Origin of the sequence: Ensifer sp. Root558, from assembly GCF_001427045.1 — a bacterium.
GTDB lineage: Bacteria > Pseudomonadota > Alphaproteobacteria > Rhizobiales > Rhizobiaceae > Ensifer > Ensifer adhaerens.
The window spans coordinates 11,086-29,755 of sequence record NZ_LMGC01000008.1 but is presented as its reverse complement, the minus strand read 5'-3'; the positions used below and the strand labels follow the sequence as shown (position 1 = coordinate 29,755).

The 18,670-nt window shown below is 59.6% G+C and carries 18 protein-coding genes; 7 read left to right on the top strand and 11 right to left on the bottom strand.

Annotation, left to right across the window (positions count from 1 at the left end):
* Nucleotides 1–382 precede the first annotated feature (382 nt).
* The 6 genes from ASD63_RS36595 to ASD63_RS10700 form a co-directional block, all read right to left on the bottom strand.
* On the bottom strand, nucleotides 383–514 hold the full coding sequence (locus ASD63_RS36595; protein ID WP_255381441.1) for a hypothetical protein: 132 nt from the start codon (nucleotides 512–514) through the stop codon (nucleotides 383–385).
* 67 nt (nucleotides 515–581) lie between these two features.
* The gene (locus ASD63_RS36055; protein WP_082566399.1) at nucleotides 582–767 is read right to left on the bottom strand and encodes a hypothetical protein; all 186 of its coding nucleotides are present in this window, start codon (nucleotides 765–767) and stop codon (nucleotides 582–584) included.
* A gap of 384 nt (nucleotides 768–1,151) precedes the next feature.
* Nucleotides 1,152–1,277: a hypothetical protein gene (locus ASD63_RS36590; protein ID WP_256386711.1), complete on the bottom strand. Its 126-nt coding sequence runs from the start codon at nucleotides 1,275–1,277 to the stop codon at nucleotides 1,152–1,154.
* Nucleotides 1,278–1,883: 606 nt separating this feature from the next.
* Nucleotides 1,884–2,261, bottom strand: coding sequence for a hypothetical protein (locus ASD63_RS10710; RefSeq protein WP_060529253.1), 378 nt, complete (start codon nucleotides 2,259–2,261; stop codon nucleotides 1,884–1,886).
* Nucleotides 2,262–2,775: 514 nt separating this feature from the next.
* Nucleotides 2,776–3,009 carry a hypothetical protein gene (locus ASD63_RS36730; protein WP_060529252.1) on the bottom strand — a complete coding sequence of 78 codons (234 nt, stop codon included), beginning with the start codon at nucleotides 3,007–3,009 and terminating at the stop codon, nucleotides 2,776–2,778.
* Between the two features lie 1,423 nt (nucleotides 3,010–4,432).
* Nucleotides 4,433–4,669, bottom strand: coding sequence for a hypothetical protein (locus ASD63_RS10700; protein ID WP_034800369.1), 237 nt, complete (start codon nucleotides 4,667–4,669; stop codon nucleotides 4,433–4,435).
* 1,645 nt (nucleotides 4,670–6,314) lie between these two features.
* Between ASD63_RS10700 and ligD the strand changes: the two genes are divergently transcribed.
* Nucleotides 6,315–7,289: a non-homologous end-joining DNA ligase gene (ligD, locus tag ASD63_RS10695; RefSeq protein WP_034800373.1), complete on the top strand. Its 975-nt coding sequence runs from the start codon at nucleotides 6,315–6,317 to the stop codon at nucleotides 7,287–7,289.
* On the opposite strand, the gene ASD63_RS10690 is transcribed toward ligD, so the two are convergent.
* A complete protein-coding gene (locus ASD63_RS10690) occupies nucleotides 7,286–7,615 on the bottom strand; it encodes a hypothetical protein (protein ID WP_034800375.1) in 330 nt (109 codons plus the stop codon). The two genes, ligD and ASD63_RS10690, sit on opposite strands and share 4 nt — an antisense overlap.
* An 881-nt stretch (nucleotides 7,616–8,496) precedes the next feature.
* On the opposite strand from ASD63_RS10690, the gene ASD63_RS10685 reads away from it, so the two are divergent.
* From ASD63_RS10685 to ASD63_RS10680, 3 genes are all read left to right on the top strand, one after another.
* Nucleotides 8,497–8,796: an aspartate 1-decarboxylase gene (locus tag ASD63_RS10685; protein WP_348272612.1), complete on the top strand. Its 300-nt coding sequence runs from the start codon at nucleotides 8,497–8,499 to the stop codon at nucleotides 8,794–8,796.
* Nucleotides 8,793–8,948 carry a hypothetical protein gene (locus ASD63_RS36725; RefSeq protein ID WP_348272611.1) on the top strand — a complete coding sequence of 52 codons (156 nt, stop codon included), beginning with the start codon at nucleotides 8,793–8,795 and terminating at the stop codon, nucleotides 8,946–8,948. Before ASD63_RS10685 ends, ASD63_RS36725 begins: the two co-directional genes overlap by 4 nt.
* Nucleotides 8,949–9,150: 202 nt before the next feature.
* A complete protein-coding gene (locus ASD63_RS10680; protein ID WP_034800376.1) occupies nucleotides 9,151–9,447 on the top strand; it encodes an antibiotic biosynthesis monooxygenase in 297 nt (98 codons plus the stop codon).
* A 78-nt stretch (nucleotides 9,448–9,525) separates the two neighbouring features.
* Here the strand turns inward: ASD63_RS10680 and ASD63_RS10675 are convergent, their stop codons facing one another.
* The 4 genes from ASD63_RS10675 to ASD63_RS10660 form a co-directional block, all read right to left on the bottom strand.
* Nucleotides 9,526–9,717 carry a hypothetical protein gene (locus tag ASD63_RS10675; RefSeq protein WP_034800379.1) on the bottom strand — a complete coding sequence of 64 codons (192 nt, stop codon included), beginning with the start codon at nucleotides 9,715–9,717 and terminating at the stop codon, nucleotides 9,526–9,528.
* 30 nt (nucleotides 9,718–9,747) lie between these two features.
* Nucleotides 9,748–10,026, bottom strand: a complete 279-nt coding sequence (locus ASD63_RS10670) for a hypothetical protein (protein WP_034800382.1) — start codon at nucleotides 10,024–10,026, stop codon at nucleotides 9,748–9,750.
* Between the two features lie 476 nt (nucleotides 10,027–10,502).
* Complete coding sequence (dinB, locus tag ASD63_RS10665) at nucleotides 10,503–11,585, bottom strand: DNA polymerase IV (protein WP_034800385.1); 1,083 nt, start codon at nucleotides 11,583–11,585, stop codon at nucleotides 10,503–10,505.
* 26 nt (nucleotides 11,586–11,611) lie between these two features.
* Nucleotides 11,612–12,283, bottom strand: a complete 672-nt coding sequence (locus tag ASD63_RS10660) for an SOS response-associated peptidase (RefSeq protein WP_060520190.1) — start codon at nucleotides 12,281–12,283, stop codon at nucleotides 11,612–11,614.
* A gap of 232 nt (nucleotides 12,284–12,515) precedes the next feature.
* Between ASD63_RS10660 and ASD63_RS10655 the strand changes: the two genes are divergently transcribed.
* Genes ASD63_RS10655 through ASD63_RS10645 form a run of 3 tightly spaced genes read left to right on the top strand, consistent with a single transcriptional unit; the run spans nucleotide 12,516 to nucleotide 17,978 of the window.
* Entirely contained in the window at nucleotides 12,516–13,277 is a 762-nt protein-coding gene (locus tag ASD63_RS10655; RefSeq protein ID WP_060529251.1) for an ImuA family protein, read from the top strand.
* Nucleotides 13,192–14,715: a DNA polymerase Y family protein gene (locus ASD63_RS10650; RefSeq protein ID WP_060529250.1), complete on the top strand. Its 1,524-nt coding sequence runs from the start codon at nucleotides 13,192–13,194 to the stop codon at nucleotides 14,713–14,715. Before ASD63_RS10655 ends, ASD63_RS10650 begins: the two co-directional genes overlap by 86 nt.
* On the top strand, nucleotides 14,712–17,978 hold the full coding sequence (locus tag ASD63_RS10645) for an error-prone DNA polymerase (RefSeq protein ID WP_060529249.1): 3,267 nt from the start codon (nucleotides 14,712–14,714) through the stop codon (nucleotides 17,976–17,978). Before ASD63_RS10650 ends, ASD63_RS10645 begins: the two co-directional genes overlap by 4 nt.
* The last annotated feature ends 692 nt before the right edge of the window (nucleotides 17,979–18,670 follow it).

Below are 18,670 nucleotides of genomic sequence, written 5' to 3'. Positions count from 1 at the left end.
GAAGTTCGCGCAGGCACTCGCCAAAGGCAAGACAGCAGATGACGCATATGCGGCTCGATCAGAGGGACACTCGCTGGATCTTAGCGAGGACTTCACCGCCTCACGCCTGCGTCTATCACTGCTAATATTTCAGAAATCCGGCCGCCGCTGGTAACCGATTGGGCAACGTGGCGCGGCGCCTGTTAGTCTTCAGCTAGTTGCTCCGCAGTCGCGACGACCTCGGAGTGCCGAACGTCCCGTCGACATACTTGAAAAAAGTATGCTCATGATCCAGGCGACGATTGCGATGACGACTATCTTCATGAGGCACTTCCGGTTCGTCACGATCTACAGCAACACCCCGGACGCCCCATTATTCCGTCGCAGAGCAATCGGGGGGTCCCTAATTGGTGGGGACCATCGCCGGCGGCTCCGGTGGTGCCGTCTCGACCCCCGGTTCGAACATTAGGATGCTCAATACCAGGGCAACGAGAATGCAGATGAGCACCAGGAAGGCGACGCCGGCTTTATCCATGCCCCAGTTCAGCCCTCGAATGTGGGCATAAGGAGGCAGACAAGCGCGACGACCCAAGGACCGCGGTTTATGTGGTAGGGGCGGCAAGCAAGAGAACAATCGCGATAGCGATCAGCAGCGGCCCCATCCATCGAAAGTGCCTCGTGAGTTGAGCGAGCCATGGTACCTGAGTGTTGGTCTGAACGTAGCCAAACCCTGCTGCCGTCATCCAGAGGCCGGCGCAAAGCATGATGATCTGATCAACATAGGCCAACACTTCCAATTCCTTTGCCTACAGCCGGAGAGGTGGATGACGCGGGTAGCCAAATCGGGATACGGGGGAAATCGCAGCGGCCTTCAGTTTACCGAATGATGAACCATTCCATGGGATCGGCGCCTCGCTTGTAGCTCAGCCCCGCTTTCTCCAAGCTCTGCTTTAGGTCAACCGGACACAAACAGAGGTCCATTCGGCGCCAGTCCTCGCCGGGAGGCCATTTGGAAAACGGGTTGTGATCCTGCCACACAAGGTTTCGGCGCCGCTGAAGTCAACGAGTTCGCCAGGAGGTTGGATCATCGCCTACGGCCCGATTTGAGCACGAATCCTGGAATCGCGGCGTCATTGATGTCCAGATTAACGCAGCCCGCGCGACCGTCGGCGTTACTTCTTATTGGTGTCCTTCACCTGAGATCCTAACGTCGGCGCAGCGGGTTTCGCGGCAGCCTTGTCCTTGTCCTTCTTGGGCTTTCTGGCTTCCTTATTGCTTCGTACCTGACCTTTGGCCATTTGCGCGTCTCCTTTGACGAAAGAGCTAGCCGCCAACGGCGAGGGAATAGCAAGCGAATTCGGTCATCTTGCATGCCATCCCCACTCTCCGAGGTTGGATCAATGCCAGTCCTAAAACGCGCGCCACGAGAAGTTCGCGCAGGCACTCGCCGACAAAGGCAAGACAGCAGATGATTTATGGAGGACGGCGCCTGTTAGTCTTTAGATAGTTGCTCCGCAGTCGCGACGACCTCGGAAGTCCCGAACGTCCCGTCGACATACTTGAAAACAAGTATGCTCATGATCGAGGCGACAATTGCGATGACGACTATCTTCATGAGGCGCTCCCGGTTCGTTGCGATCTACAGCAACACCCCGGACGCCCCGTTGTTCCGTCGCAGACCAAGCGGAGGGCCCTAATTGGCGAGGACCATCGCCGGCAGATCTGGTTGTGCCGTCTCGACCCCGGGTCGAACATTAGGATCCTTAATACCAGGGCAAGGAGAATGCAGATGAGCCGAGGAAGGCGACGCCGGCTTTGTTCACAACCAACTTCAGGCTTCGAATGTGGGCAGAAGTAGGCGGGCGAGCCCGCGAAGAACGCCGGTGGTCGCTTCCAGCACTATGTTAACCGCCGCAATAGAGTTTCAGTGAGGCTGCGCGCTTGCCAATCTCAACAGATCTCGCAACGGCGGAAGGGCTTTGCGTTGGGAGCTTGCCGCCGCTTGATTGCATCATGACTTCGAGGGCTTGCTCGAATTCTGTCAGATCAACGGTCTTCTTCTGCGCAAGAAACCAATCTGACGTTTTTTGCCGTATCATATTGCAAAATCCTGCCTCTACGGCGCCCTTGTACTTAAGTGGGGCAACCACGCGCATACGCGCCGGTTTCCCGTCGGACGTGCAACCGTAGACGAAAATGCCGTTCTTCGCGGCGATCGCGTTCTCGCTACAAAACGAGAGCACCCCGGCTATTAGCAATGTAGCAGTCAGCGTGGGTTTCACAATTGCCCCTCGAAATTTCCCCAAGTATAACGTTCACTCAACGGCGCAACAAATGCAAGTTGTGCCCCTGGAATGCGCGACCATGCAATGACCGCCGCCTATGCGGGAGGGTGGCCGCCTTCTTTCGCGGTCTATTGGCCGTCCGATTCCCTCAACGAGGTACGGCGTCTATGCGGTCGGTTTTGGCTGCGCTAGGCGGTGTTTCATAACCAGTGAAGATCGTCGGCGCGGGTCTGAAGGCCCAAACCATAAGGATGCCCACGGAAGCGATGAGTAGCGAGAAAACGAGACGACTTGACATGGTGCTTTCCTCCTAGTTGGAGCGCTGTGAATGCTGATGCATTCGTCGCCATTGTCAGCTCGTCATTTCTGGCAAAGAGACGCGCAAGCTTGAGCCTCGCGGTCCGTGCGGTTAGGGAGGGGTCCGCTTGTGTCCGGTCGCCGCATGGCAACCCCAGAAGAATAGCACACTTCTCGCCGTGTGGTCGCAATTAGATAAGCGCCGAAGTCTTCGTCAAATTACCAACTGCACGATATGAGCAAAGGGCGTCATTGCCCACTTGCCGCTGTTATCCTTCGCAGTTTTGTAGATGATGAAGTCGCGCCCAATAGTAAAGGGTCCGTGCATCGTAATCTCATTGCCGGTTGAGAGTATTGCCCGAAATTCGTTCGTGTGGCGCTGCTCAATTTGGCCCCTGATCAAATCGGATAGGTCCTGGTCCAAAATTCTGGACTGCGTGTCTATCATTGGATTCCCCCGAATTGTTGCCGCCTAGATTTTGATGGCGCCACAAATCCCGACCGTAGGCAAGGGGCAGCCGTCAAGTGTCTCCGAGCGGTGGAGCGGCCGGCACGAGTTCGCAAAGAGTGAGCACCGGCAACGATGAGATAACCAGCGTTCGAGCACCAGTCGGTCTGGTCGTGTGGGCATGACAGGAGCGACTGGCGGCGAACCAGGACGGGCAGTTGAGAAAACACGCTCAACAATCTCAGTTACGATATCCGGCTTGTGCGGGAGATCCTCCAGTGCCTGGAAGAGAACGGTCGTGGTTCAAAGATCCGCTCGCCCAAAGCGTGAGGAAAAGAGCGTCAAATGGCGCGCTCGCCTGTTGTGGACTGTTGCTCAAACTTGCAAGCATTGTTCGGGCCCGATGCCTGCAAATGCAATCGTTGATAGCGAGCATATACACACTTATCCCGGTTTTTAGGCAGGTCGCTGAAGCGGCGGCCTCGATGCGCGCCGTGGAGGCAGGCCGACCAGGCCACCGACGCCCCCGGCAACTGCGCCAATCAGACCGACAAGTTCGGTGCCAAAGGATTGCCTCGAAGCGCGCCTGACGGGGCCATAAGTTTCGAGGTCATCGACGGGTCCGGAGGGGATTGCCAATCCAGACCCGGTACGTAACAGATAGGATAGGGGCCCTGGACCGCTTGACACATTGAGTGCATGACCGAGCCACCACTACTCGGTGTGCAGCAATAGATGGCTTAGCGCTTGCGGAAGAACTGTCCGGACCCTCCACGTTGGAACATAACTCGAATGTAGTACGCAGGACGCCCGTTTGGGTGAATTGCCTTGCATTTCTCAGATTGGCAAACTGCGCCTGCATTTACACAAACCGCTACCGATTTCGACGCTATCCACCTGCGTTCGCGGTTTATATTGGCGTGTAGATGCTTGATATAACATATATAATTATGCGCGCATGAGCCTCCGCTCGGTGTCCCAGCGGAGGCTCACCCTCTCAGGCGCGCCGTAGGTAAGCTCGGATTTGAAAACAAGAAACGGCGTCGCGGGTTCTAATTGGGCTCATCGGTTTAGGGATCCGACTAAGAGAAATGGCCCCGATGGCGTGGTGGGGGGGAAGCCTTGGGTCGTCGCCGAACTCGACGCTGTCGCGGCGATGGCCCCCGGCGTGAGCTTCTGGGCTATCAGACGGATCGTGTCCGTGATCATTTGCGATCTGGGTAAACAAAAAGGCCTCGTCGTATGGGCGCGACGAGGCCAGTTGGCTTCATAATCATGAAGCACGGGCGCGCTTTCAATCCCCGGAGGGCGGGGAGCGATATGCGCGTTATCTAATATAGAGCGCAGACGTTCCAGTGCGAGGGCTCCGGCGAGAAGAAATCGCCCGGCAATACAGGGCTGATGATTGGCGTCAATGTGAGCGCTAGTGCCGCGTCGTCTCGGCCGCAAGCTCTATGTATCGGCCGATCGACCAGAGGTAGGCGACGATCTCCAGCCTAAGAGGATCTCGGTCCCGGTATTTCTCCGTTATCCGACGTACCTCTTCGGTTGCAGAACCCTTCACCTCGCCGATCACGTACATCTCATGTCCAATGGCCGTGATATCGCACCCAGCCGCGATCAACTCATTCACGAAATCCGGGATTTCATTCGAGGTCATCTGAGATCGTTGCATGCATTTTACCACTCAACCAGTAAAGGCGGAGGATCTTGGGTCTGACAACGGATTAGGACCTTTGCGGGAAAAGTATCAGACTAAAGTCCGGTGCGCCATTGGGACCAATTCCTCTCGCGCAGCAGAGGAAGGAAAACCTGGGAGCCAGGTACCAACCGCTGCGTCTGGAAACGGTTTAGTAACCCACCGACTCCTCGGAGGCGCTCCTCAGGTCGCTGCCGATTGACCCGACGTAGCTGATTATCTGCAGCCTCAGTGGATACGGTCGCCGTCCTTAGGGTTCCCCTTCGTAAAAAGAGAAGGCCCCGTCCGGGAGAGCGGGGCCTGAGGTCGGCGTAGTGCCAATAGGCTCCATTCCGGGGACTATCGATGGAGCTCGGCCTAGATCCGCGGGGGTAATGGATCATAGGCAACAGGAACGCCCGGAGGCGCCGAACGTTCCTGACGCCAAAAAAAATGGCCCCAAAAGTGCAACCAACGGGGCCAAGAGGTTCAGTGTCCAATGAGCCCTCGCAGGGGAAGTGGATAGCTTGGGCTCGTTGTCGAAACCGCAATCCAGGGGACTTGTTCCGCGCCACCATGTCGAATCCTACAAATTGCGCACTGGGGAAGCCTGATCTGATACAGGCATGGTCACGAAACTCACAATAGGTGGCGCTGGGTTTTCAGAAAAGAGGCCGGGGCGCACCTTCATAGGTGCCCCACATGCACGTGCGGGCTGCGCAGAACAGCAAGAATTGGCCCCCTGGAGCTATCGGGGGCCAATTCCTCTCTCCGCAGGGCAATGGGAAAACCTGGGAGCAGACTACAAACTGCTGTCTTTGGAAACGGTTCCGTCGTGACGAGACATCTAGGACGAACTCTTCAGGTGTCTGCCGACACCGTTGGGGTGCCCATCACGTTTAAAGGACTTGGAACTTAATTGATCTACGATCCGCTGCGTGAGCACGGAGTCTTCCCGCACGTCGAAACAGGGTTACTGCGACACCGCCCGCGAGCGCACTTGGAAAACAGGCGAGATCGCTAGTGTCGCCATTCGGCAAGCAAAATGGCCCCGTCATTCTCGACGGGGCCTAGAGCGCGCGTGCTATACCAACCGTGCTACACAAAAGGGGTCTCCATTCTTAAAAATTTCGATGAAGGCCCGCCTTGATCCGTTGGGCAGTGGATCATCAGCAATGCAAACAACGGCCGCGGATGCGGAATGTTCCTCTGCGCTGACCGATTGCGAATGAGATCGCTTGGTACGCCAATCGAATCGAATCAATTGTGGCGTTTAACTGTCTGTCGATAGTAAAGTGAACCTATCCATGAGTATTGCGTTAGGGCCAAGCGGTGCGTTGAGGAGGCGGTGCTGTGAACACGAAGCTCCATATCGACGGGTCATTTCAGGCCATGCGTCGCGCAGGATATCGAGGATTGCTACCAAAAGCTGGTAGAGGAGGAAGAGGCCGCGGAACCGGACAACGAAGCGCGGCAACCTACTCATGGAACTATGAACCTTCGACAGCAGGGAGTGGGGCGATGATCACTCGGACGGGACATCGATACTTTCATTATAAAGCTGCCCCAAAGTCGGCTCGCTGCGTTAGCCGCGATGATCCAGAGACGAGCAAATCGTCAACGTTGAATGGCTAGAACCCTTAGAAAGAAACCAACCTCCACGCCGCTGCCCGAACCGATGCCGCGGCGCGTCGAGCCATGCGTCGCTACCCTCGTCGATCAGCCGCCGAAAGGTCCGGAGTGGACCTTTGAGGTGAAGTGGGACGGGTATCGGCTGGCGATCCATGTCGAGCCAGGCGAGGTGAGGGCGATCACTCGCGGCGGATATGACTGGGCTAAGAAGTTCGGTTCCGTCGTCGCCGATGCGCGCGAGCTCGGCCATGCGACCATGATCATAGACGGCGAGGCGGTTGTTCTCGACGACCGGGGACGCTCGGATTTCGGGTTGGTGCAACGCGTGGTCGGGAGAAGGCCGAGCCTGCGCGATGCCGGAGAGATCATCTTCTTTGCCTTCGATCTTCTCTATCTAGACGGCCAGGACCTTCGGATGATGCCCCTGAGCGAGCGCCGGCAACTGCTCGAGCCGATCGTCGCCGGTAGGGCTGGCGCGATACGTTTCTCCGAGGAAGTCCAGGCTGACGGCGCCGAGTTCTTCCGCGCAGCTTGCGAACTCGGCCTTGAGGGCATCATCGCGAAGCGGCGGGACGCGCCCTATCGATCCGGGCGCCGGCCGGAATGGCTTAAGGTTAAATGTGCTTGGCGCGATTGGTTCGTGATCATAGGATATGAGCCCTCGACGATGCCGGGCGCGATCGGCCGCCTGCTTCTGGCGGCGAGGAAGGGGGACGAGCTCGTCTACGTCGGCGGGTGCGGAACGGGATGGAGCAACAACGAGTCGGTGCAGCTTCGCGAACTGCTCGACGCGATCCCGGCTAAGCGGCCACCGGTGGCACTCAAGCGCAGGGGCGCGATCTTCTCCGAACCGCTGCTAGTCGCCGAGGTCGAGTATCGGGCGTGGACGCAGGACGCGAAACTGCGCCATCCCTCATTTAAGAGCGTCGGCGAGCGGGCGGAGAAGGTCGAAGTTTACCATCTCGATTAAACGTCTGATCTTTTGGTCGCCGTGCTTGGTGAGGCAGTCAGTGCTCGTGCCCATGCCGACAAGTCGGGCAACAAATCTCCGACGGTTCCACCTCCACCGGCCGCCATCCCATAGTCGATCGGGTCGCAGAATTCCTTTAAGCGCGCTTCGAGGTCCAACTCATTACGCGTGCCGGTCATGTACAGTTCCAGCGCATATCGGGCCAAGCGTTCAGCCTCCTCGCTCTCGCGGCTTATTGCTCGCGCAATTGCGACCTTATCAAAGACCGATGAGACGACCGTAAAATCTTGAGGAAGAATGTATCCAGATTGGCGTGGAGAAAGCATAGCGCAATCCCTCCCTTAGGGCGAAAGCGCATATGATCTCCCAGCCGCCGGAGCCCTTCTTAAAGTCCAGCGATAGTCTCATAATGCGCCGTTGGAGGCGCATTGGAAATTAACTTTGACATGTGGAGCGGAATTCTCGTTTTTCCGCTCTTGGCTGTCAAATTTTCGGAAAATTGCGGCGCGCAGCATCCACTCTTTAGCATTGATGCGGATGCAAACTCGCGTCGCGGAATCCCGGAATAGTTCCCGAAGTCGGTGTGTCGACACCGCGCAAACGCTCTACGCTGGGCCGGATAGCCCCACGCTCCTAGGGACCTCGACACGTCATGATTGCTCGCTCATAGCTGCGTGCCGTATCGGCCATTCATGTTCGAGAAAATCCGGCGCGGTCGTAAAACGATGCGAAAATGCGGTTTGTTCCTGGCTGCAGGCGAACCGATAGCGGAACCGTCGAAGGTATCTCAAGAAGCGCTAAATATCCTCCTTCGGCAGCTAACGGGCTGAAAAATAAACTGAATTAGTCGTGTCGGGGGGCGGGCTAGTACATACGCCGTACGGATTGCGACAACGCGGGAGGGGAAAAGCTGGTGCCGACACGATTAGGATCGTCATTCGAGCCGGTTGATATATTAGCAAAGCCGTACCGGAATTGTCGAAAGCGACCTTCCTTGCGGGCGGCTTTGTTCGTATCTGAGCGCATCGGCTTGGCCGATGGAGTTTTTCTTCCCCGCGTTCAGAGAGCCATCTGGGTGCGAACCTTGCCCCGCCTTCCCCGGCGGGGCCTTCTCTCCGCTTGGCGATTGTCCGTGCGCGAAGATTTCTGCCTCGTCGGCAGCGCCAGGGCGCGACGAAACCTGATCAACCGCGAGGTGTGAAAAAGCATGAGAAACCTGGTCGCAGGGAAGCTCCATGGCATTTATGTCACCGAGGCGAACCTCAACTATCATGGGTCGATCACTCTTGACCCGGACCACTGTGAGGAGGCCGGCATCTTGCCGATGGAGTTCGTCGAGATCTGGAACAAGAATTCCGGGGCGCGCATCTCCACCTACGTCATCCTCGGTGAACGCGGTTCTAGGTGCTGCATTTCAATGGTGCGGCCGCACGCACATGCCAGCCCGGCGACCAGATCCTTATATGCAACTCCGTTTACCTCGACGAAAGCCGGCTTACTTCCTTGAAGCCGAAGGTACTGACCTTCGACGAGAACAACCGCGTGCAGGATCGCCTCCGCTACTCGGTTGAGGTCGATGCATCTGGCAAATTCACTTTCGAAATCCTCGACGAGGCCGAGACGGCATTGCCGATACCGCTTATGGTGTCCGGCAGCTGATTGGATTTGGCCAAGAGGCAAACCTGACGGCTGGGTCGTCGCCAAGGACAAAAACGCAGCGGTCGCGGCCTCGCCAGCAACACGGCGTTCGTTGCTGCTGAACCAGTTACCGACGACCTTGCCGCACGGGTGCAGGCTCTAGCCAAAAGCGCAATTTGGACGGCAGATTATCAAAGGCAGAACAAGGCTCAGGGAGGCGCTCATGACCGCATTCAATGTCGTCCGCTTCAAGGTCAAGCCGGGGATGGCTGAGGCTTTTCTCGGCGCTCACCGGGACATAGCGCAAAGCTGGTCGGGTCTGCGTCATGCCAACATCATCGAGGCTGGCGAGGGACGATACTGCATTATCGCGGAATGGGAGAGCATGGAAGCATTGGTGGCGAGCCGGCCGCAGATGGTCGCCACGCTTGACAGCTTTCGTGAGACGCTCGAGGACCTCGGAGGAGGGCTCGGCGTAACCGACCCAATTGCAGGCCTGGTCGTCCTATCCGTGAAATAAACCGGAAGCGGGTTTGCCGTGGCGATGCGTCGTTGGGCTCAACATTAGCCGGCGATGCCACAAGACCTGTCTCGTCGTTTAATTGCGCTTTGCCGTTCGGGCACGTTCGCGCAGCATTTTCAGGTGCCTCCGCCGGATGTCATCGATGGAAATGTCACCCGCAATCCAGAGTCTGAGCAGAGCCTGGAACTCGGCGGTGTGGTCAATTGCAATGCCCCTTGCTTGCCACTTGGCAATCACACGATCGGCGATTTCTTTGCGGGTGGCCACGTCCTTTCCCCTTTCTGGTCTGTCCATTCATTATGGCGCGGGGCGCCCCTGCGACGTCAGTAGCAAAGATTGGTCTGGGCACTCGCGCGCCGTCGAGGACTGCCGATAAGTGTTCGTCAGCCTTTCCGCAAGTTGCATTGCTTGCTGCGCGGTCAATCTGAACTGCAGCGCCGACACGTTTTCGAGATCCGGATCGGCGCTGAATTCGATCCTCAGGAAAAGCTCGCCCGTCTCGTCGATTGCAGTGTTCCAGCCGACGACCGTTGATGCCCTTATGTTGCCGTGACCGTCCGTATTCCAGTCGATCATATTCGAACCTTTCCTCTTCGGGAAACAAGGACGCAGAGTTGGTCATCGTATCGATGAGCCGAACTCATCCGTTCACGGCGATTGCGTCGCTCTAGAGCGCACTTCCCATGACCTGGACTACAACGGCAACGACGGTGGCCGCGACAGTGAGCGCGGCGCCAAGACGTGCAACCTTCATCCGGCGATGCCGCGCGCCGCTCCAGTCATAACTCATCGCTTAACCTTGCGCTTGTGGTTGAGAGGTGCCTGGCTTTATGGGCAAAACCGTAACCCGTGGGCGGGGTTACGGTTCTGAGTTGCCGCTGTACGCTGCAATGTGATTGGCGACTGAACACAGTTTGCAAGGTTATGGTTAATTAAGAGTTTACTGAATAAGGTTCCCTGCAAAGGCCGCCCGTTCGGTGATCACGATTTCCGATAGTTGATCGCCAACCCTCATTCGGTCGTTCGGTGTCCTGGCGGACGAGCAAGGTGTTTTAGAGCGCGAAGGCAAGCTGTGGCTTGCTTTCGATCGTTGCTTCATCGAGTGACGACAGTGTCACGCCCAGCAACCGAATGCCTTTTGGGGCAGGGAAGAGTGGAGACAACAGCATCGTCATGACCGCGGCAAGCTCTGCAGTACTTGCGATCGGTGCCGCTGTTGTCTTGCTCCTAGTGATCTGCGTGAAATCCGCCCATTTCACCTTGAGCGTCGCGGTCTTGGCGCGAATACCGTTCCCTTCGCAGTAGCGCCAGACCTTTTCGATCAGCGGTTCGAGGCCAGCCCTGGCGGTCTCGAAATCATGGACGTCCACGGAGAACGTGTCTTCCGCGCCGATGGACTTGCGCACCCGGTCGGCCTTCACCTGACGTTCGTCGACGCCGCGGGCGATCCAGTAGAAGTAAGGTCCCGATTTTCCGAAGTGTTGCTGCAAGAAGGCGATATCGTGATCCTTCAGATCGGCGCCCGTTTCAATCCCGAGCTTGTGCATGCGCTCGGCGGTTGCCGGACCGACGCCATGGAATTTCTTGACGGGCAGCGCCTCGACGAAGGCCGGACCGTTCTTTGGCGTGATGACGAAGAGGCCATCCGGTTTTCTCTGGTCGGACGCCATCTTGGCGAGGAACTTGTTATAGGAAACGCCGGCCGAAGCGGTCAGGCCTGTCCTTGCCTTGATCTTGGCGCGGATCTCCTCGGCGATCTCCGTCGCAAGTTCCATTCCCTTGAGGTTCTCGGTGACATCAAGATAGGCCTCGTCGAGCGAGAGCGGTTCGATGAGCGGCGTGTATTCGGCAAAGATCGCGTGGATCTGCTGTGAGACTGCGCGGTAAGCATCGAAGCGCGGCGTCACAAAAATCAGCTCCGGGCATTTCCGCTTGGCGGTGACCGACGGCATGGCCGAATGGACGCCGTATTTGCGCGCCTCGTAGCTTGCGGCAGCCACGACGCCGCGCGCCTCGCCAAAGCCAACGGCAATCGGAAGCCCGCGAAGTACGGGATTGTCCCGCTGCTCCACCGAGGCGTAGAAGGCATCCATGTCGACATGGATGATCTTTCGCGTGCGCTCAGAGCGTTCCATCACCGATCACGCGACCCAACGACTGGTCATAGCAGCAGGTCTTCTTCGGGCAGGGCAGCAGGAGGCTCGACGACAACAAGCATGTTGCCCGGAAGCGGCCGCTGCAGGTGCTTCACCTCGTCCCAGGATCCGGTGAGCCACAGATCGACCTCGTCAGGTGTGGTCAGGATCACCGGCATGGCCTTTTGATGGATTGGCGAGACGATCTCGTTCGGGGATGTGGTGAGGAAGCCGAAGAGCTCGTATTCGCGCTCACCATCGCGCACGCGCCTGACACCCTTCCATGGCGTCCAGAAGCCGGCGAAGAACATCAGCGGCCGCTCCTTAGTTCCGGCAAACCAGGCATTGGGGATTTTACCGCCGGGAACCTTGGCCGCCGGATCCGGCTCGGCGAAGGAGTTGAAGGGGACGACGCAGCGACTGGTCGCCCCGAGCCAGCGTCTCCAGTGCGGAGAGGCGACGTTTCGGATGTTGGTGACGCCGGGATCGTAGTTCTTCACGAAAGCGGGCGGCGAGGGCATGCCCCAGGTGACACGCGCGATCTCTCGCTCTCCGTCTTCGCCGACGCGGACTACGGGCGCCTGATAGCCGGGGTAGACGTCATAGGATGGCTGGTTCCAGCCTGCCTTGTCGCGGAATGCCTTGGTGAATGCGATCACGGCATCACGTGTCGTCGTGATGTTGTAGAGATTGCACAAAGTTCAGTCTCCCTTTCTCACCTAGCTTCATATCAACGACTGCTCGCTTCTGCCCCGTTCCCCGGCATTCGATCTGTTCATTGCACCAAGCAGCGTGTCCGTGCTGGCGTCTCGATCGCAATCAACAGTCTCTTTTCTGAACTTCGTTGACTCGCAACTCAAATAGGAACAAATAGAGAACATATCAACAGGAAGCGCTAATGCATAGCCCTAAGGAGTTGTTCCTTCCAAAATGCCCCGTCCAGTCGACAATACCGTCGTCTCAGAACTTCGCGAGCGCATCCAGCGCCTTGAAGGCGCAAGCGGCCGTGGACGACAGGTGCTGCCGTTTGGTGTCACCGAGATTGATCGGCGATTGCCGGGTGGGGGGCTTGTACTCGGCTCGTTGCATGAGGTCGCCGGCGGCGGCAACGGTGCGATCGACGGCGCGGCGGCGGCTCTCTTTTGCGCGGGCATTGCCGCCCGCTCGAAAGGCAAGGTGCTCTGGTGTGTGACGCGGCCCGATCTCTTCGCGCCGGCGCTGGCTCAAGTCGGTCTTTCGCCGAGCCGCGTCATCTATGTGGAGGCCGGCGACGAAAAGGCGCTTCTTTCCTGCATGGAAGAGGGGCTTCGCCACGGCGGCCTCGGTGCCGTCGTCGGCGAGCTCGCGCGCCTTTCGATGACCGCCTCGCGCCGCTTGCAGCTTGCAGCCGAGAGTTCCGGCACGTTGGGCATTGCGATCCGCCGCTGGCGACGACAGGCCGAAGCCTCGGATTTCGGGCAGCCGACGGCATCGGTCACGCGCTGGCGCGTGTCTGTCCTGCCATCCGTCCCCTTGCCGGTTCCAGGCGTCGGCCGCGCGCGCTGGCTCGTCGAACTCATCCGCTGCCGTGCCGGCGAAAGTGCAGATTTCGAAGTGGAGGCCCCAGATGCCAAGGGTCGTATCGCTCTTCCTTCCGAGCTGGCCCACGGATCGCCTGAGGCGCAAGCTCGGCGACGCAGCTCCGCCGGCTGAAACGCCTCTCGTCCTCGTCGGTCGCGAACAGCGAAGGCGTGTGGTGCTCTCGGTAAATGCCGCGGCGATTGCCGCAGGCCTGAGACCCCGCATGGCCGCCACGAAAGCCCAGGCGCTCGTCTCAGGTCTTGTCGTCATGGACGCCGATCCGGCCGCCGATCAAGAAGCGCTCGAACGCCTGGCGCTCTGGGCGCTGCAGCGCTATGCGCCGATCGTTGCTGCCGATCCGCCCGATGGCCTGGTGATCGATACGACCGGTGCCGATCACTTGCATGGCGGCGAGGACTTGATGCTGTCAGGCATGGTCAACCGGTTCTTCGGATCCGGCATCGAGGCGCGGGCTGCGATTGCCGATACCTGGGGGGCGGCCCATGCCGGCGCCCGGTTTCTCGCTCATCCGACGCTGGTCGTCGCTCCGGGGGCGCAGCAGGAAACCATCCGTGACCTGCCCGTCGCAGCGCTTCGCCTCGATCCTGCAATCGTCCATGGCCTTCGCGTGCTGGGCTTCAACACGATCGGTGAGGTGGCCGGCGTGCCGCGGGGGCCGCTTGCCCTTCGATTTGGACCCGAACTTGGCCGTCGCATCGACCAGGCCATGGGAGAGGTTGCCGAGCCGATCGATCCGGTCCGCACGCCTGAGCTTATCGAAGTTCGCCGTTCCTTCGGTGAACCGATTGCGGCCGCCGAGACGATTGCGCGCTATGCCGCGAAGCTTGTGGGCGCGCTCTGTCTGGTACTGGAAGAAAGAGGCCTCGGCGCGCGGCGCGTCGACCTTCTCTTCCATCGCGTTGATAACACCTACCAGGCGATCCGCGCAGGCACCGCGACGCCCGTTCGCGACGCCAAGCGCCTGATCCGGCTCATCACTGATAGGATCGAGACGATCGATCCGGGCTTCGGGATCGAAATCATGTCGCTGACGGCGACCCACGCCGAGCCGCTGGTGGCAAGACAGGTCGTTTCCTCGCTGGTCGAGGAACCGGAGGCCGATGTTTCCGCCCTGATCGACATCCTGGGAAACCGCATCGGCGCACGCCGGCTGTATCGTTTTCAACCGGTCGCCAGCGACGTGCCCGAACGCTCCATCAACCGCATCGCGCCGATGGCGCCGGACGAAGGTCTCGCCTGGCCCGGCCATTGGCCAAGGCCGGTGCGCTTGCTTCTCCATCCTGAAGCGATCGAGACGATGGCGCTTCTGCCCGATCATCCGCCAGTCAGTTTCACATGGCGTGGTGTGCGCCGACGGGTGAAACGTGCCGACGGCCCCGAACGCGTCTTCGGCGAATGGTGGAAGCGCGATGCCGAGCTCGTCGCCGTACGCGACTATTTCCAGGTCGAGGATGACGCCGGCGAGCGCTACTGGATTTATCGCGCCGGCGACGGCGAACACAGCGAGACCGGCAGCCACCAATGGTTCCTGCACGGGATTTTCGGATGACGACGCCGCTTTATGCCGAGCTGCAGGTGACCTCGCATTTCTCCTTCCTGCGCGGCGCATCCTCCTGCGAAGAGCTATTCCAACGTGCCGCCGAACTTAGGCTCGAGGCGCTGGCCATTGCCGATCGCAACAGCCTCGCCGGCATCGTGCGAGCGCACCAGGCGGCCAAGGATGTCGGCGTGCGGCTGGTCGTCGGCTGCCGCCTCGATCTTGAAGGCGATCTATCGGTCCTCGTCTTTCCGACCGACCGGCCGGCCTATGCGCGGCTTTGCCGGCTGCTGTCGCTCGGCAAGAAGCGCGGCGGCAAGGCGAAATGCCGGCTTGCCTGGTCCGATCTCGTTGCCTATGGCGAGGGACTGATCGCGGTTCTCCTTCCCGATGCCGCTGACGAGGACTGCGCGCGGGAGCTGCGCCGTCTAAGGCAAGAATTCGGCGACCGCGCCTACCTGTCGCTGACACTCCGCCGCCGGCCGAACGACCAGCTGCGCCTTCATCAGCTCTCCAACCTGGCAGCTTCAGTCGGCGTGCCAACGGTCGTCACCAACGACGTGCTGTTTCATGTGCCGGAGCGACGCATCCTGCAGGATGTCGTCACCTGCATTCGCCACAACATCACGATCGACGAGGCCGGTTTCCGCCGCGAGCGCCACGCCGATCGCTACCTGAAGCCGCCCGAGGAAATGGCGCGGCTCTTTGCGCGCTACCCTGAAGCGCTTGCCCGCACCATCGAGATCCTGAAGCGGTGCCGGTTTTCGCTCGACGAGCTCGCCTATCAATATCCGGAGGAGCGATCCAATCCTGCACTGACAGCCCAAGAGACACTGGCGCAACTGACCTGGGAAGGTGCAGCCTGGCGTTACCCAGAAGGGTTGCCGGAAAAAGTCCGCAAGAACCTCGAGCACGAACTGCGGCTGATCGAGAAGCTTCAATATGCGTCCTACTTCCTGACAGTGAATTCGATCGTGCGTTTTGCCCGTTCAAGGGACATTCTATGCCAGGGCAGAGGATCGGCCGCCAATTCGTCTGTCTGTTATGTGCTCGGCATCACCGCGATCGACCCTGAAATCAACGACCTTCTCTTCGAGCGCTTTGTCTCCGAGGAGCGGCGCGAGCCGCCGGATATCGACGTCGATTTCGAGCACGAGCGCCGCGAGATCGTCATGCAATGGGTCTTCGACACCTATGGCCGCGATCATGCAGCGCTCTGCTCGACCGTCATCCGGTATCGCTCGAAAGGCGCCATTCGCGATGTCGGCAAGGCGCTTGGGCTGCCCGAGGACATGACGAAGATGCTGTCGTCGCAGGTCTGGGGCTGGGGCGAGGACATCGGCGAAAAACATGCCGAGGAGCTCAATCTCAACCTGTCCGATCGGCGCCTCCGCCTCACGCTCGATCTGGCCCGGCAGCTGATGGGGGCGCCGCGTCACCTGTCGCAGCATCCGGGTGGCTTCGTCCTGACGAACGATCGCCTCGACGAACTCGTCCCGATCGAGCCCGCAGCCATGGCTGACCGGCAGGTGATCGAATGGGACAAGGACGATATCGATATCCTGAAATTCATGAAGGTCGATTGCCTGGCGCTCGGCATGCTCTCGTGCATGAAGCGCGGCTTTGACCTGCTCGCCGAACACAAGGGCATCAATCTCGATCTCGCGAGCATCCCGGCCGAAGATCCGCGCACTTACGCCATGATCCGGCGTGCCGACACGCTCGGCACCTTCCAGATCGAGAGCCGTGCACAGATGTCGATGCTGCCGAGGATCAAGCCGCGCACCTTCTATGACCTCGTCATCGAGGTGGCGATCGTGCGCCCCGGCCCGATCCAGGGCGACATGGTGCATCCCTATCTTCGCCGGCGCGAGGGCAAGGAGGCGGTGATTTACCCGAAGCCGGAACTGGAGCAGGTGCTTGGAAAGACGCTCGGTGTGCCGCTCTTCCAGGAACAGGCGATGCGGGTCGCCATCGAATGCGCCGGGTTCACGCCGGGCGAAGCCGATCAATTGCGCCGCGCCATGGCGACCTTCAAGCATACCGGCGGTGTTTCGAAGTTTGGCGAGAAGCTTGTCCGGGGAATGGTCGCAAACGGCTATGAGCCGGACTTTGCGATTAAGACCTTCAAGCAGCTCGAAGGTTTCGGCAGCTACGGCTTTCCCGAAAGCCATGCGGCGTCCTTCGCGCTGATCGCCTACGCCTCCTCGTGGCTCAAATGCTGGCATCCGGACGTCTTCTGCGCGGCGCTTTTGAACGCGCAGCCGATGGGTTTTTACGCCCCGGCCCAGATCGTGCGGGACGCGCGCGACCATGGCGTCGAGGTCCGGCCTGTGTGTGTGAACGCCAGCCGCTGGGATTGCACGCTCGAGGCAACGGGGGATGAAAGCCGCTTTGCCGTTCGCCTTGGTCTTCGCATGGTCAAGGCGCTGGCGAACGCTGACGCCGCGGCAATCGTTGCCTCGCGCGACGAAAGGCCTTTCGAGACCGTCGACGATCTCTGGCGTCGGGCAGGGGTTCCGGCAGCCTCGCTCGTCCAGCTTGCCGAGGCCGATGCCTTCCAGCCTTCACTGAGGCTTGCCCGGCGCGAGGCACTTTGGGCGATCAAGGCATTGCGCGACGAGCCGCTGCCGCTCTTTGCCGCGGCATCTGCCCGTGAAAGTCGGACCGTCCCCGAACTCGATGAGCCATCAGTGGCGCTAAGGCCGATGACTGCGGGCGGCGAAGTGGTGGAGGACTATGGGCATGTCGGGCTGACGCTGCGCGACCATCCGCTCTCGTTCCTGCGCGCGGATCTGACGAAGCGCCGCATCGTCACCTGCCGGGAGGCGATGCAGACGCGTGACGGCAGGTGGCTTGAGGCGGCCGGCCTGGTGCTTGTCCGCCAGCGGCCGGGCTCCGCCAAAGGCGTGATGTTCATCACGATCGAGGACGAGACGGGCATTGCCAATCTGGTTGTCTGGGCTAAGACCTTCGAAAGCTATCGCCGCGTGGTCCTCGGGGCCGGCATGCTCGGCGTCTATGGTCGTATTCAGCGAGAAGGCGAGGTCGTGCATCTGGTCGCCCATCGGCTGACCGATTTGTCAGGCGAACTTGCCAGCGTCGGCGAGCGGGAAGCCAGCTTTCCGCTTCCGCATGGGCGGGGGGATGAATTTCATCATGGGGCGCCGGCGCCCGATCCGCGCGGCCTGCCGAAGGGGCCGCGTCCGCGCGATATCGTCGATCCCTATCTGCATCTCGATCAGATCAAGGTGGAGACGCGCGATTTCCGGTGAGAAGTGTTTTCTTGGAATCCTCGAAAGCCGGTTTACTGCTTCGTGCGGCCCGAAGTGCCGACGCTCGGCGAGGCGTGGGATGAGGTATCGCCCCACTCGGGGCGGTTCCCCCATGCCGCACCAAGCTCTGGCTAACGTTTGCCTAGCCTCGTCCGCCCCGCAGCCCGAATTGAGAGAGATGAGTCAGACGAGAGTCCGATAAGTCCAGAGCCAATGGCCACTTCGAGGGTCTGGCTGTATTCGCTTCCCGCGAGCCCTTGTTTCTTGGCATGATTTTCAGCGGCGCCGCGTAAGACGGATGGCGACACGCCATACCGCACACTGTGGAAGGCGCCCAGAATAATAAGAAGTTTTTCGTCCAAGCTCTTCATAGTTTACCTTCAATCTATCTTGTGATGGAGGCGGCAATGGCGACCACTGGTGGACGGCATTGGACTCACCTGCGGTCACCCGCGTGCTGCGGTTCCTTGGCTGCGTAATGGTTAGCCGCGCTTATCGCGCAGGCGTTGGTAAGGCGCTTTTCTTCGACGAGATCGCTCCATCGACACCTGCTTGTCAGGTGTGATGAAACCATGCCTTTGTTGGAAGCACTTAGAGGTGCCGTGGCCGTGACGGGTCCTTCCAAAGCAAAAGTAAGGCCCCGGCCCTAGGCATGGGTTCTGACCGCGATTTTGAAAGGAAGGTTTGTTAGA